Below are 13852 nucleotides of genomic sequence, written 5' to 3'. Positions count from 1 at the left end.
TGCAAGGACTATAGGGCGGCAGGCTACAAAAGTATAATAGAGCACAAAAGCACTGGTTAATTTAGCCGAGGTTGAATAGTATTTAATTAGTATAGATAAGCGGGAGCTAGACTAAAGCCCCAATATGAAACAAAAAAGGTATAGTTGATGGACAGAAATTCTAACGATCCACTGCATGGCATTACCCTAGAAGCCATCTTAAAAAGTTTGTTAAATTGTTATGGCTGGGAAGGCTTGGCCGAGAGAGTCAAGATTAATTGTTTTTATTCGAACCCTAGCATCAATTCAAGCCTTAAATTCCTACGCAAAACACCCTGGGCAAGAATTAAAATTGAAACCCTTTATCGTGATTACTTAAAAAATAAAGATTGCGACAACTCATTGTTACGGGAGTAATAAATAATATGAAAGATGTTTTCATTAATAAAGAACACGTTGAACTCTTTAAAATTCTTAAATTTGAAGGTATCGCCTCTAGTGGAGCAGAAGCTAAGGATATGATAGCTGCGGGCACTGTATTGGTAAATGGCAAAATAGAAAAACAAAAAAGAAAGAAAATGGTTGCAGGAGATACGATTGAATTGAATGGTGAAGTCTTTCTACTTAAGCAAGAAGGCTCACAATGTTCCAAAAACCCATGTTAGCAAAGTCAATTTAAGTTTGTTTTACGTTTAATTGATATCAATATTAGAAGGAAAATTTAATTAGGAGTTGCCTCCTTTGTAGCAGAGTCTATGAGCACCATGTCAGACGCACTTTCTTAAACAAGAAGCATTTTTAAGTTGACTTGACAGAAGTCTTCTATATCGTTATTGCTAAGGAAAATTATTTATCAAGCTTAACTAAAATAATAGGAATAAGATGAAAATTAAGAAGGGATTGAAAATTAGTGTCTTGGCATCTCTTATGGGATTGTGGTCTCTTTCCGCAATTGCTGAAGACTCTCTGCATACAAATGTCATGACGGCAGAAAGGCAAGAAGCTAAAACGCCGGATGAGGTTTTGCAGCGCTTATTGGAAGGGAATGATCGTTTTATTCATGGAAAATTAAAAAATCGTGATTTGTTAGCTCAAGCAAATGCAACCGCTACTGCGCAACATCCAATAGCTATAGTATTAAATTGTATGGATGCTCGGACACCCCCCGAGATTGTTTTTGATCAAGGTATTGGCGATATATTTGCTATCCGCATTGGCGGTAATATTCAGAATAATGATATTTTAGGGAGTATGGAGTTTGGCACTCAGTTAATGGGAGCTAAGCTAATAGCCGTTATTGGCCACACCAGCTGCGGAGCGATGCGTGGTGCTTGTCAAGATGCTAAATTAGGACATCTCACCAGTCTGTTAAATAAAATTCAACCTGCAGTAACCCAAGCTACTCGTGATAAAAAGACAAAAGATTGCTCTAATCCTGATTTTATTAACAAAATAGCTGAGTATAATGTTCGCTTAGTTATGAAACAAATCCAAACTCAAAGCCCCTTACTGTCTAAATTAGCTAAAGAAAATAAAATCAAAATAGTTGGTGGAATGCAGGATATTGCAACTGGAAAAATAACTTTCTTTGATTAGGTTAAAGAGGCCATATTGATTATCTAGCAAGCGTAGATAGAAGCCTGGGTGCAGGCTTGCAGGGCCGCAACCCGGGTTTCACTTTGTTTTACCCTGGCTACATTTCTAATACTACTTTATATATTGCAAATTAAACTTAGCTTTGGCATAAGACGGCTGTAAGGGTGAATAATATAAGAGTGTCCCAAAAACATATCTTATGAAATCAAGTATCGCAAGCCAACAAAATTGAAAATATTTGCCAAGCTTTAGAAATCTATTAATACTTAATAGATATGAACATAGAACTGATTATTTTTGATAATGATGGTGTCTTAATTGATAGCGAGATCATATGGCATCAGTTTTTTATAAAGCAAATGACACTTCTTGGATATACAATGAGTATTACTCAATCCTTGAAGTTATTCTCTACAAATTATGATAAACCAATAGAAGAAGTTCTTAAAAATGAGTTCGGGCTAACTAATATGGAAATGAATCTTTCTATTATTGGTAATCAAACTGAAGCTAATTATTCTACATTGTTAAAACCCGTTCACGATATTCAATTGGTTCTTGATTTTATAGATAGCAAGAAAATAAAAAAATGTATTGCGTCTAATGGGGACTTTGAATATATAAAAAATACGTTGAATATAACCGGTCTCAAGAAGTATTTTAATGATGAGTGTATTATTGGAGTTGAAGATAAAACGCAACGAAAACCAGAACCCTTTGTTTTTATCGAAGCTGCGAAAAAATTTTCTGTAAGTGCAGAGCAGTGCCTAGTAATTGAAGACCATGCTTTAGGGATATTGGCAGCAAAAAATGCACAAATGAAGGTTATTGGATTTCTGGGCGCCTCTCATGCGCAGAATGATGAACATCGTAATTGGCTCGTTAATTTCCAACCAAACAAAATAGTGAATAATTCACTAGAACTATTAAGGGAATTAATAAGTACTTCATTCTGAACATAGCTGAATAATCTCCAAAACCAGTTAATTAATATTACTCATTTATCTTCTAAAACAATGCTGATATTAAGCGGGTTATACTATTAATTATTTTCATAGGTGCTAAATGAACGTCTTAAAATTGAAATTTAGGAGAGCTAATGCTAATGACTTAAGAGATATTGTTGCTCTACTTATTAATGACAAGTTTGGGAAAAACAGGGAAATTTTATTCCAAGAATTAGATTCTAGATATCTTGAGGCATTTACTAAAATTAGTAAAGACTCAAATCAATACCTTATGGTAGCAGAACTAGGACAACTGATAGTTGGTACCTGTCATACAATTACTAATGCCATCACTTACATTTACTGGAGCTACGCGTTTGCAAATCGAAGCAGTACGTATTCATAATAAATATAGAGGTCAAGGAATTGGCAAAAAAATGATATCTGAAGCTATTAAACATGGGATAAATCATGGTGCATCTATTATTCAGTTAACAACCAATAAACAACGCAAAAATGCGATAAATTTTTACCAAGATCTAGGTTTTAAAGCTACCCACGAAGGTATGGAACTTTACTTAGGTTAAAAACAGTCAAAGAGGTGTGAAATGGTTTAATTGACTACGTCAATATCCTAAAAACTCATAATTATAAATTTTAAAGTATTTAAAAAATATTAAGCACGTCTAATCAAGCAAAAAAAGATTAAGTATTTATGAAAAATAATCTTAATGGACAATTTCAATTCTTAATATTTCTAGTATTATGATATAAATTAACTACTTGTTTTAGGTACTAATGATGCAGGGAAAAAGGATAGAAGAGTTATCAGAAATGGGTTCAGGAGAGTTATGTGATACCTTATTTTTTCAAGGTAATGGTTCTTCTCAAACTCAAGTACTTAAGTATGTAGGCAATCAAAAAGTTAATGCGACAACTGGCGAAACAATGTGGTGTACGGGACGAAATAATCTCTTGCCGCTGAATGTGATTTATAAAGTGCATTTGGGTATTGAAATTGCCGATGTTAATTTAAATCCCTTTGATTCTTATTTGTCGTATCTTAATCCTATTAAAGTAATAGGTTCCGCTATAACATGGGGAGCTAATTGGTATAATGGGTTTCACTTTACAACTAGTATCCCAAAAACAGAGTCAGTAGTATTTCACGCTCCAATTCTTTCCCAAGTGAGTATTGGCCAGGAAACAGATATACAATCACATAGAAAAAAATATGATGCCTGGCTTGCTAGTAAAGATAAAACAAATGGACTCATTTTATGGGGTGTTTCTCGCGGTACTGCTGCAACATTCTGTGCTTTTGCAAAAGAAAAATATCCTGAAGTGAAACTAGTTGTCTTAGAGGGCGCGATTGATTCAGTACAAAATGTTATACCTGGAAGGGTAGCAAATACAATTCCAGTAGATTTTATTTCAAAAAAAATTTCGAATGCTATCACTTTAGGTTTTTCTTTTTTTAAAAAATATAACCTGATGCAGTACGATCCAGAAGGACCATCACCTTTAAAAAGTATTGAAGAATTTCCTGAAGGAGTTCCAGTTGTCTTTATTACTTCAAAAAAAGACACAGTAGTTACCTGTATAAATACAAGAAATATTGCTCAAGCATTGGCGGATAAAGGTAAAAATGATGTTTATCTTTTAGAACTTGAACATTCTAGCCATCCTAATTATATGTTTGATGATGTTAATGATCGTAATAATTATGAAGCTTTTATCCATGCTATTTATAAAAAATATAATTTAAAATATAACCCTGATTTGGCTCAAAAAGGAGAAGACCTTGTTCAGGATTGCATATTGCACGAGTTAAATCCTACTAACATAATGAATTATTGTTAATTGACGATTTAATTTAAATCTAGCGAGGGTAAGAGGTAAAATATTAAGTCTGGTTATCGCAGTAATCAGACTTATCATGCGGAATGGAGAGCTTCCCTTCCCTATCTCTACCTCGAACACAATACACCATTTTAATAAAATCTTTTTTTATTTTATTTGTCATAGCAAATTAATATCACAAATTATATATTAGTAATTAATATTGTCAGCCTCTTGAAATGCAGTTTCTTTGACGTAAAAATAGAATTCTTTTATAAGACAACTTTAAGCACAAAGTTGTTCACTATTTCGAAAATTAGTAGTCATATGAAGTTATTAATGCTGAAACATCTATAAATTGGCTTCTTAAAACTTAATGGACAACAATATCTATTTAATAGAATAAATAAATTAAAATATGTGTTTTTGGGACAAAGCGTTAAATTAGCTGTAATCCACTAATTTAGTTATCTTAAAGTCTTTAAATGTAAAATGGAAACTCCAGCTAGAATTAACTCTTGACCAGCTTTTAATTCAGAAGATGGATATTAATTAAATAATAATATTAATTAAATAATATAATTTACTTTCACGTTCGCAGAAGCCTTTACAAACAGATTTGAGTTTTCTCGTTCATTTCTAGGCATTATTTTGAGACTACTTATCTTGAATTAATTTTATTGAGTCAATCCCGTGTGTTTTTTGCTAATTTTCTCATTCAATTGTTCAGCTAGTTTTTCTATATCTAACTATAGCTCATACCTTTCTGGCTTAAGGGAGAAAAATCCCGGGTAGGTATTATTATGAGGGATAATTTCCATCCCTCTGACAGTTACTAATGTCTGACGACATAATTCTAATGTATTTGAATCAGAGCATTGGTCAAGAATATTATTCAAAAATGAACGAAAGTAAGGCAATCCATTTGGGTGTCCTTGTGCAATAGCCTGCGTAATAAAATTCATAGCAATTTTTAATGAATGTAATTCCATTGGATTTGGATTAACAGAAGTCATATTTAGAAAATTTATGACCAAACTTAATGAAAATTCTGTCATAAAGTCTGTATCTAAATTTTGGATAGTTGTAAGGCGTAGCCATGCAGCATTTAACTTTTCTGTTAGCCTTAGATCATAATTATCAATCGATAGTAAGATATTAATCCCAAGCGAAAGACAACCTTTTAAATATATTTCGTTATTATTGTTATCACAAAACATCACCATACTTTCTGTAAGAGTTAGTTTATCTTCTACATTCTCAAGTTGGCCCGCATAATTAGCAAAAGCTTTTATAGCGGGTACATTATTTGACTCGATTGCTTTTACTAGCGCTTTAGAAACCTGTTCTATAGAGAAATTCTGGCTCAGTAAATAATTAATCGAGCATTCTGTGTTAATAAACAGGTCCCCTGTTACGCTTGCTGCTAGTTCAAGAACAGTCTCTCCTTCACTATTAGTTTTTTTAGGATCTACTCCGTATTTGAGTAAAATTGGAATAAACTCTGGATGATCCCACATGATACTAAACTCTAGAAGCGATAGATTGCCATGGAATGCTCCTACATTGTCTTGATTAATCAAATTAACAAATTCTTCAATTTCACCAAATTTGATTGCGTTGAATAATCTTTCAATATCATCAGCAGGTTTTAGATAAGTTGAATGGAATTCAAAATAAAATTCATTTAAATTATCATTGAAGGCTTTGTTAAAAGACTTATAAAGATAAGAAACAGCTTCTTCAAGCGTATCATACACTTTCCCGCCCATATTCATTTCATATCCACTCAATAAATTTTCATTGGGATCAAATACAATGAATTGATTCATGGAATTTTTATGCATACCTATGGAATGAATTGGTATAGAAATGATCAAAGTATTTTCTTTTTTAAAGATTTCTTCTAATTGAATTAAACAGTCCTTTCGATTCAAGCCAGGTGCAGAAAAATCTGCTATTGGTTGCACAGGCTTTTCATATGAAAAAATCACTTTGGTATCGATAGGAGGTGAATGGAGTGTCTTTAAAATTTTTATAACTTCCATACTAAAAAGATTGGGTTCTGTAATTAGTTCAAATTGAGAAAAATAATTGTTAATACAGTTATTTTTCATAGAGTCAGACCAAATTTTACATAAAAAATGGCATATACCTCGAGGGTTTAAAGGAGGAATTTGAGTATTAAATTCGGCATTACAACGCGCAATCGTAACTGTGTTTGCTTTGAAAATTAATTTTTCCTGACCTTCCCATCGATTTTGCATAACTACTGGCCACTAAAAATATATAAATTAAATATAGACCATCTGCTTATATTAACGACACTATGGGATTATTTAAGTTATTAATCGTCAAATAACGTTTTTTAGAGCGCTAGATAGGGCGCGGAATAAATACGCGGTTAAAAGTTAGCTTGTAAAAAGGATGACACTACCTTCCAATATATCCATACTGATAAGTCTAATAAAAAAAATCCATCAGTCTAAAATTTTACGTGCAGTAAATAATATGAGTTTTTAGGACATCTCGGTGTTAACGTTTTAAATCTCTATAAAAATTCTCATGAACTCCTAGGGCTAGCAATATTCTTTCCTCTGGAATCCACTCATAGGCTAAAAGATACTCTTGGTTGCTAATCTTAAATTTGTAGACATGTACCCCAGATAAATCGCCTTTTTTAGCTGTTCCCAGCTGTGGGTCTCTGACAATTTCTTTTATTGCTCTTTTAACTTCTACCTTTTGATTGTTATGCAATTTTTTGAATGCCTTTTTAAATGCAGGCATTTGACTAACTCGTATATTCTCCATTTACTCGTCATCAAAATTGAAGGGCTCGGCAAGAGAGCGATCGGTGTTTTTTGTTATTAGCAAATCTTTAACAAATTCAATAGGCAAATCGGGATTATCTAAAGCACATCTACCTACTTTAGCCCAAAATTCAATTTGTCCAGGTATGGAACGGCACTCGGCCTTAGCTACTTTTTTAGCATCTTCATAAATTTCATCATCAATTCTAATTGGAATACCCATATTTTTTACCCATGTATTATATTGCTACATTTGTAGTATAACATAATTTTTGTAATTTCAATTAAGAGATTCTAAAATAATGAGGTTTTGGGACAAACATTTTCTTTATATTGAAGTGGATTTAATTTGAACATATCATGATTCTAGATAGTCTTTTAAATTGAACTAAGATAAATAAATGATGAAAACTAACCGTCTTATTATTCGCCCGCCAAATAAGGTGATGCTAACAGCAAGGATGTATTTTTGGAGAGTGTAGTATTGCACTATTTATATAGTTTTAGACGTTGCCCTTATGCAATCCGGGCGCGTATGGCACTTAAATATGCCAAAGTAGAAATTGGAATACGCGAAGTAAAGCTCAGTAATAAACCTATAGAGTTGATTATGGCATCAGAAAAAGCCACAGTTCCAGTACTAGTAACAGATTTAGGGAGCGTTATTGATGAAAGCCTTGATATTATGCTGTGGGCACTTGAACAATCTGATCGTGATAATTGGCTTAAGCCTGATTTGCAAAAACCAATTCTTAATTTAATTCAACAAAATGACGTTGAGTTTAAGCCTATTTTAGATAGTTACAAATATCCTCACAACTCTGAGGTTGGTGATCCACTTTTTTATAGAAAGCAGTCCTTAACCTTTATTAATGAATTAAATGCAAAATTATTAAATTCTCAATTTCTACTTTCTGACACACCTTGTCTGGCAGACATTGCTATTTTTCCTTTTATCCGCCAATTTTGCATGGTTGATAAAGATTGGTTTATGCAATCAAAATTTAAACAACTAATCTCCTGGCTCGATTTTTTTTTAGAATCTCCTCTTTTTCTAAGTGTGATGAAAAAATATTCGCCGTGGAAAGTAGGAGACAAAGAACCTCTTTTAAACTATTAAAGAGTTTTGTTTTTGGGGCATTTTTTTAATTAGATAAATATTAAGAGTAAACTTTTATAGGTTAATAACATACCTGAAAACAATACTCTCATAGATTATTTTTAAACCCTTCAGTCAGAGCTAATTCAAATCAAATCAATCACATTGAACCCAACCAGAGGGAATTTGCTCGCCGGCCTTTATATATCTTCTTTGTTCACGAATTACATTGTGATTATTATTAACTGGACAATAATAATTTCCTGTTTCTTCATCGGCACCAATGGTTAAACTAGTTGGTTTTTCTTTTTTTTCAAAAATTTATCGAAATCCATAAATACCTCTCCTCTTCCATATCTATAATAATTATAGTTTAGAAGTAGAATTGCTTAGGCCTCTAAATTATATAGGCCTTACTGATCTAATGCTGACATTTTTTACATGTGTTTTTGGGGCAGTTTAAAATATTACTTGATTAAACCTTAGTTATTTTCTTTCATAAAAATACCTTATATCAACTTTTTCTAATGCTAAGTACATTTAACTTAATTAATGTACTACTATAGAAAATTAATTCACCAATAGTAATTATCACTAAATGTATCCAAAGCACCTTGGACTAAGACATATTGCATTAAAAGTAAATAACCTTGAGCAATGTATCGCGTTTTATCAAAACATTCTCGGTATGAAGTTAGAGCTTCAAACAGAAAAGTATGCCTATTTTACTTCAGGAAAAGATAATATTTCGCTTCACGAAATAGACCCAATTGATTTTTACCCAGAACAAAGATTAGAGCATTTCGGATTTGCATGTGAGACTCCAGAGCAAGTTGACGAATGGTATAACTACTGCAAAGCGCATCATGCCGCACTCCAGAGTTTGCCAGTAACATTTGGTATAGGGACTAGAGCGTTTAGCATTTTTGATCCATCGGGTAATGAAATTGAATTTACCTATCATCCTCCAATGGTGAAATAGAACTATTCAATTAGAATGTGTTTTTGGGACGCTTTTAATATCCTTCACCCTTATAGTCGTTTTATGCAATAACTAAGTTTAATGTACAATATAGAAATTAATATTAGAAATGTAGCCTGGGTGAAACAAAGTGAAACCCGGGTTTCGGCCCTGAAAGCCTGCATCAAGGCTATGCTTGTTGATAAGGAAGTAGAGATAGCTTCTATATAATCGGTGTTTTTATTTCTAAGACAGTGCATAAATAAATTACTTAACAAGTGAACAAATCAAAAATGAACAATTTAGGTAGTATAGATGAAAAAGTCGACTTAGTTCCTTCCAATCCTAGATGGTGTCAGATTACATCGGAACTAATACACATTATTACTAAATTTAATAATATTAGCATTACATCTGCTCAGCACTTCCCGCTTTATTGCAGCAAAGTCGCTAAAGGATTTCCTTCACCAGCTAAGGATTATCTCATATTAATGTTTGATTTGAATGAGTACCTAATCAAACGTCCTGCCGCAACATTTATAGTAAGAGCACAATGTGATTCGATGAAAGATGCAGGAATTCTTAACGGCGACTTACTTATTGTTGACCAATTTAACCAATACTTATATGTAAGCATAAGTCTTAGCATTTCAAACTCGTTTTTTGTTTTGTCACAATTACAACGCTATGAGTTTGCTAGTTTATATCAATAGATAGTTTTTAGCTAATCTTATACTTTTTTATAGTTATTTTAACTATTTGTTGCTTAACTTTAATGAAAAGTTATTTACTTTTTCTTAACACTGTCTTCTTTATGAATTGCTTCCTTGCCGGATTTATTGCTTTTGACTTTTACCTTAGGATTATCCTTAGATGCTCTATATGTTTTATTACCTAATTTGGTGTCTTTGGTTAGTTTTTTTTCAACAGTTCCGCTGGTTTTCCCTTGAGGAGAATTCCAAGTTACTTTATCCCCTTCTTTAAGTTTACTCATATTCACCTCTTAATTTATCAGTTAAAGGCAAGCTTTTTTAATAAAATAGTTTTGTTTAAGCGCTAATCTTTTTCTGCTTGTAATTTCTTTTTTGACCATTCATACCCTGGATCACCACCCCATAAAAGCCAAGCAATGTATCCTGCAGACGGATTATCATCATTACCAAAATCTTTTGCTTCTTTATCTATTTCATGTCGTTTAAAATAACGTAACATGCGTTGTACTACATCGTAACTTAACTGTTCTTGATTTTTTAATTGATGTGCTCGTGTAACGCCAATGCGAGTCCCACCACGCTTAAACTGTTCACGAAACTGTAAACCTTTTTCTGCAGCTTTTGACATAGCTTAAGTTGGCGTAAATGTTTTATCCTTTGTCATTATCCATTTCCCAGTTTTATCGATATAGTTAATGATTAATTGAATACCGTTATTTAATGTGCCAAATTTTTTCTTTATAAATTAAGTAAACGTTAAATATTTCACCTTGCATTAATTTTTTAAAATTATTATTTTTAATATCAAGCCCCCCTGTATAACTACCAAAAGACGGCATAATAATTTTATTTTGATTCACTAAAAAACATTTAGCACTAATTTTTTTAATTTTCAACTTAGGATGATAATGGCCTACTATTTGGTAAGGCGTATCAGGTAAGAAGTCATGCGTAAAAGTAATATTTTCTAATTTCCAATTTGTACAAAAAAAAATATTACTTGCAAAGCTAAGTGTAACCTTTTTATCATGATTACCCATCAACCAAATCCATTTATCTAGCTGAGTAGAAATATGTTCAAGTAATTTCCGTGCTGAATTATTTATACGTAAAAAAGCATTTGAATCATGAACATTATCACCTAAAGATAAAAGTATTTTGGGCTTGAAATGATCAACTACATATTCAAGGCGTTTAAGCGTATCCCATGTATCATATAAAGGTAGTGGATTTCCACGCTTAGCATAATAAGAGCCTTTCTCTAAATGCAAATCAGCAACAATCACTAATTGTTGCGCTGGCCAATAGATGACCCCTAAGCTACTGAAAATTACTGGGTGATCAGCAAAAATTATTTGCACTAACTTTTTTTCACTATCATTAATTAACAATTTTTTTAACCTCATTAATTAATTTAACGGCTGTAGCTTCAATTTCAGCATAGGTTAATACTTCTTCTTCCGCCTCACCGCTTAATCTTTCAGTCACATAGGTAGACAAAATAGGAATAGCGAAAGGAGAAGGACGACTAAGTAAATTTATATGAACATTATCATGAAAGCGTTTTAGCAGCTTAGTTAATCGTTCAATATCTAGTAACAATTTATCAACCTCATCACGCGTAATTTTTAGTAAAATATGTTCAGGCTCATAACGCTGTAATACATCATAAATTAAGTCTGTACTAAACGTGACTTGTTTCATTGATTTGTGTGTAGAGGCTATTTGACGTTCTGTTAAGCCACTGATAATAGCAATTTGTCTAAAGGTACGTTTTAATAATGAAGAGTTAGATAACCATACGTCTAACTCTTCATATAAAATCTTGCTAGTAAATAGCTCAGCAATAGTGTGTGATTCAAGTATATTAATTGTGCTGATAGCTAAACCATAATCGATAGCCGTAAAATTAATAGGTTTTAATTTTAAAGCTTCTAGACGTTGAGTTAATAACATCCCCAAGCTATGATTAGCTCGTCGGCCTACAAAACTATAGATAACCAAATAATTTCTTTGTTTATACCTAAATTGCTCAACTAAAACAGCATTGTCATTTGGAATTAATGAAAATTTCTGTTGCAGTTTTAGCCATTCATTAATTTTGGGGGGGAGCTTTGTCCAAGCTTGGGGCTGATTAAGTAACTTAAGTACTTCATCCGCTAAAAAGGTCGATAAAGGCATGACTCCGCCACGATAAGAGGGTAATTTGGGTTCAAGCGCCTTTATTTTACGTGTTTCAACATACATATCATGTATGCGTACATATTCTAAAACTTCACCCGCAAACAGAAATGAATCGCCTGCCTTTAATTCCTGAATAAAAGACTCTTCAATATCTCCTATATATTTATCTTTCCTTTTATTAATAACTTTTACACGTAAACGAGCCGCTTCAATAATTGTTCCAATATTTTGACGATGACGCCTTACCACCTTAGGAGAACTGGGAATATACTGATAGTTTTCTTTTATTAATCTATGATATTGCGGGTAATGCTGTAAGGTATAACCGCCATCAGTAGCAAATTGAAATAACTTTAAAAAAATAGCTTTTTTTAAATAACGGTAAGGATAGGCGCTACGAATTGTTTTAAATAAACTGGTTTTTTGAATAGGCTGACTACAAGCACTATTAATAATGAATTGTACCACTACATCCAAAGCGCCTGGATGCATTTCCTCGTCATCTAATTTACCTTTAGCAACAGCATGAATAGCTGCTATAGATTCTAAGGCATCGAAAAAATTAGTAGGCACAATATACGCTAGACTAGCTTTATTAAATTGATGATTAGAACGACCAATTCGCTGTATTAAACGACTAATACTTTGAGGCGCGCCTACTTGAATGATTGCATCGATATCTCCCCAATCAATTCCAAGTTCTAAAGCTGAAGTTGCTATTATTGCTTTAATTTTACCTTCAATAATAAGTGCCTCTGTTTTTAAGCGTTGTTCTTTACTAAGTGAGCCGTGATAAATTGCAATGGCTAAATTTGCTTCATTACACAGCCAAAGCTGATGAAATAAATACTCAGCCTGAGCGCGAGTATTAACAAAAACAATAGTTAATTTATGTTTAAGTAATAATTCATAAATACTAGGAATAGCATATTTAGCTTTAAAGCCACTATAAGGAATTGTACTAGTGCTTAGTAAATGCACTGAAGGTTTGTGATGTGATTTGATATTTAAGATATCTACTTTACTTCCTACAGGAACAAGCCAATCGGCTAACTTTTGTGGTTTTGCTATTGTGGCTGATAAACCAATGCGCATCGCTTGTGGCGAGTATTGGTGTAATTGAGCTAAAGCTAAGCTAGTAAAATCACCCCGTTTATTAAACGCTAGGCTGTGAATCTCATCGATAACAATTAACTTTATCTTTGCAAAAAAAGTTTGTGCATTAGTATAACTTAATAAAAGCATTAAGGATTCTGGCGTAGTTAACAAAATATTAGGAGGTTTTTTAAGTTGTTTTTGTCGTTGATAAGAAGAGGTATCACCTGTACGAATAGCCACTTCAATAGCAAGGCTCATCTCCTTTATAGGTAAAAGTAAATTGCGATGAATATCTTGTGTTAATGCCTTTAAAGGCGAAATATAAAGCGTATGTAAACCTCGTGGTTGATTTAAGTGTATATCAACCAAAGCTGGTAAAAAACTTGCTAGTGTTTTACCACCGCCTGTTGGTGCAACTAATAAAGTAGACTTATTTTTAGCAAAAGCAGCAAACATTTCTTGTTGAAAAGAGTGCATAGTCCAGTTTTTTTGCTTAAACCACTGTAGCAAAAAGCTTGGAATTAAACGGTTAACATCCGTTAAAGGCATTATTATCCTATTATGCAGGTTGTTATTTCAAATTAAGATCTTATACTTTAAAAAAGTTTAAAAGAAGTAATTAA

16 protein-coding genes are annotated in these 13852 nt (G+C 32.6%); 9 read left to right on the top strand and 7 right to left on the bottom strand.

Features of this window, described 5'->3' with window-relative positions:
- Positions 1–147 precede the first annotated feature (147 nt).
- From ACNVED_RS15260 to ACNVED_RS15235, 6 genes are all read left to right on the top strand, one after another.
- A complete protein-coding gene (locus ACNVED_RS15260) occupies positions 148–396 on the top strand; it encodes a VF530 family DNA-binding protein (protein WP_419421226.1) in 249 nt (82 codons plus the stop codon).
- An 8-nt stretch (positions 397–404) separates the two neighbouring features.
- Positions 405–644: an RNA-binding S4 domain-containing protein gene (locus ACNVED_RS15255; RefSeq protein ID WP_419421225.1), complete on the top strand. Its 240-nt coding sequence runs from the start codon at positions 405–407 to the stop codon at positions 642–644.
- A gap of 217 nt (positions 645–861) precedes the next feature.
- Positions 862–1575, top strand: a complete 714-nt coding sequence (locus ACNVED_RS15250) for a carbonic anhydrase family protein (RefSeq protein WP_419421224.1) — start codon at positions 862–864, stop codon at positions 1573–1575.
- A gap of 275 nt (positions 1576–1850) precedes the next feature.
- Positions 1851–2531: an HAD family hydrolase gene (locus ACNVED_RS15245; RefSeq protein WP_419421223.1), complete on the top strand. Its 681-nt coding sequence runs from the start codon at positions 1851–1853 to the stop codon at positions 2529–2531.
- A 335-nt stretch (positions 2532–2866) separates the two neighbouring features.
- Positions 2867–3109: a GNAT family N-acetyltransferase gene (locus ACNVED_RS15240; protein ID WP_419421222.1), complete on the top strand. Its 243-nt coding sequence runs from the start codon at positions 2867–2869 to the stop codon at positions 3107–3109.
- 211 nt (positions 3110–3320) lie between these two features.
- A complete protein-coding gene (locus ACNVED_RS15235; protein ID WP_419421221.1) occupies positions 3321–4385 on the top strand; it encodes a hypothetical protein in 1065 nt (354 codons plus the stop codon).
- 728 nt (positions 4386–5113) lie between these two features.
- Here ACNVED_RS15235 and ACNVED_RS15230 read toward each other — a convergent pair.
- The 3 genes from ACNVED_RS15230 to ACNVED_RS15220 all read right to left on the bottom strand — a co-directional run bounded on the left by ACNVED_RS15230 (position 5114) and on the right by ACNVED_RS15220 (position 7397).
- Positions 5114–6631 (bottom strand): hypothetical protein, encoded by a 1518-nt coding sequence (locus ACNVED_RS15230; protein WP_419421220.1) that lies wholly within the window; start codon positions 6629–6631, stop codon positions 5114–5116.
- 268 nt (positions 6632–6899) lie between these two features.
- Complete coding sequence (locus ACNVED_RS15225; RefSeq protein ID WP_419421219.1) at positions 6900–7175, bottom strand: type II toxin-antitoxin system RelE/ParE family toxin; 276 nt, start codon at positions 7173–7175, stop codon at positions 6900–6902.
- Positions 7176–7397, bottom strand: a complete 222-nt coding sequence (locus tag ACNVED_RS15220; RefSeq protein WP_419421218.1) for a ParD-like family protein — start codon at positions 7395–7397, stop codon at positions 7176–7178.
- Between the two features lie 246 nt (positions 7398–7643).
- Here ACNVED_RS15220 and ACNVED_RS15215 point away from each other — a divergent pair, with 246 nt between their 5' ends.
- The 3 genes from ACNVED_RS15215 to ACNVED_RS15205 all read left to right on the top strand — a co-directional run bounded on the left by ACNVED_RS15215 (position 7644) and on the right by ACNVED_RS15205 (position 9947).
- The gene (locus ACNVED_RS15215; RefSeq protein WP_419421217.1) at positions 7644–8294 is read left to right on the top strand and encodes a glutathione S-transferase; all 651 of its coding nucleotides are present in this window, start codon (positions 7644–7646) and stop codon (positions 8292–8294) included.
- Between the two features lie 577 nt (positions 8295–8871).
- The gene (locus tag ACNVED_RS15210) at positions 8872–9255 is read left to right on the top strand and encodes a VOC family protein (protein ID WP_419421216.1); all 384 of its coding nucleotides are present in this window, start codon (positions 8872–8874) and stop codon (positions 9253–9255) included.
- Positions 9256–9527: 272 nt separating this feature from the next.
- Entirely contained in the window at positions 9528–9947 is a 420-nt protein-coding gene (locus tag ACNVED_RS15205) for a S24 family peptidase (RefSeq protein WP_419421215.1), read from the top strand.
- A gap of 74 nt (positions 9948–10021) precedes the next feature.
- Here ACNVED_RS15205 and ACNVED_RS15200 read toward each other — a convergent pair whose 3' ends face one another.
- The 4 genes from ACNVED_RS15200 to ACNVED_RS15185 form a co-directional block, all read right to left on the bottom strand.
- Complete coding sequence (locus ACNVED_RS15200; protein ID WP_419421214.1) at positions 10022–10228, bottom strand: DUF2945 domain-containing protein; 207 nt, start codon at positions 10226–10228, stop codon at positions 10022–10024.
- Between the two features lie 62 nt (positions 10229–10290).
- Entirely contained in the window at positions 10291–10575 is a 285-nt protein-coding gene (locus tag ACNVED_RS15195) for a hypothetical protein (RefSeq protein ID WP_419421406.1), read from the bottom strand.
- Positions 10576–10660: 85 nt separating this feature from the next.
- On the bottom strand, positions 10661–11338 hold the full coding sequence (gene pdeM / locus ACNVED_RS15190; RefSeq protein WP_419421405.1) for a ligase-associated DNA damage response endonuclease PdeM: 678 nt from the start codon (positions 11336–11338) through the stop codon (positions 10661–10663).
- Positions 11328–13778 (bottom strand): ligase-associated DNA damage response DEXH box helicase, encoded by a 2451-nt coding sequence (locus ACNVED_RS15185; RefSeq protein ID WP_419421404.1) that lies wholly within the window; start codon positions 13776–13778, stop codon positions 11328–11330. The genes pdeM and ACNVED_RS15185 overlap by 11 nt, the downstream gene beginning before the upstream one ends.
- Positions 13779–13852: the final 74 nt, after the last annotated feature.

It is taken from the genome of Legionella sp. D16C41, assembly GCF_048541585.1.
Classification (GTDB): Bacteria; Pseudomonadota; Gammaproteobacteria; order Legionellales; family Legionellaceae; genus Legionella_C.
Note: the sequence above shows the minus strand (reverse complement) of the source record. Positions and strands in the feature narration are given on the sequence as shown.

Bases quoted from the DNA above. Each gene is read 5' to 3' on its own strand.
- ACNVED_RS15260 (WP_419421226.1), top strand. From the start codon at position 148: ATGGACAGAAATTCTAACGATCCACTGCATGGCATTACCCTAGAAGCC.
- ACNVED_RS15255 (WP_419421225.1), top strand. From the start codon at position 405: ATGAAAGATGTTTTCATTAATAAAGAACACGTTGAACTCTTTAAAATT.
- ACNVED_RS15250 (WP_419421224.1), top strand. From the start codon at position 862: ATGAAAATTAAGAAGGGATTGAAAATTAGTGTCTTGGCATCTCTTATG.
- ACNVED_RS15245 (WP_419421223.1), top strand. From the start codon at position 1,851: ATGAACATAGAACTGATTATTTTTGATAATGATGGTGTCTTAATTGAT.
- ACNVED_RS15240 (WP_419421222.1), top strand. From the start codon at position 2,867: ATGCCATCACTTACATTTACTGGAGCTACGCGTTTGCAAATCGAAGCA.
- ACNVED_RS15235 (WP_419421221.1), top strand. From the start codon at position 3,321: ATGATGCAGGGAAAAAGGATAGAAGAGTTATCAGAAATGGGTTCAGGA.
- ACNVED_RS15230 (WP_419421220.1), bottom strand. From the start codon at position 6,631: ATGCAAAATCGATGGGAAGGTCAGGAAAAATTAATTTTCAAAGCAAAC.
- ACNVED_RS15225 (WP_419421219.1), bottom strand. From the start codon at position 7,175: ATGGAGAATATACGAGTTAGTCAAATGCCTGCATTTAAAAAGGCATTC.
- ACNVED_RS15220 (WP_419421218.1), bottom strand. From the start codon at position 7,397: ATGGGTATTCCAATTAGAATTGATGATGAAATTTATGAAGATGCTAAA.
- ACNVED_RS15210 (WP_419421216.1), top strand. From the start codon at position 8,872: ATGTATCCAAAGCACCTTGGACTAAGACATATTGCATTAAAAGTAAAT.
- ACNVED_RS15205 (WP_419421215.1), top strand. From the start codon at position 9,528: ATGAACAATTTAGGTAGTATAGATGAAAAAGTCGACTTAGTTCCTTCC.
- ACNVED_RS15200 (WP_419421214.1), bottom strand. From the start codon at position 10,228: ATGAGTAAACTTAAAGAAGGGGATAAAGTAACTTGGAATTCTCCTCAA.
- ACNVED_RS15195 (WP_419421406.1), bottom strand. From the start codon at position 10,575: ATGTCAAAAGCTGCAGAAAAAGGTTTACAGTTTCGTGAACAGTTTAAG.
- ACNVED_RS15185 (WP_419421404.1), bottom strand. From the start codon at position 13,778: ATGCCTTTAACGGATGTTAACCGTTTAATTCCAAGCTTTTTGCTACAG.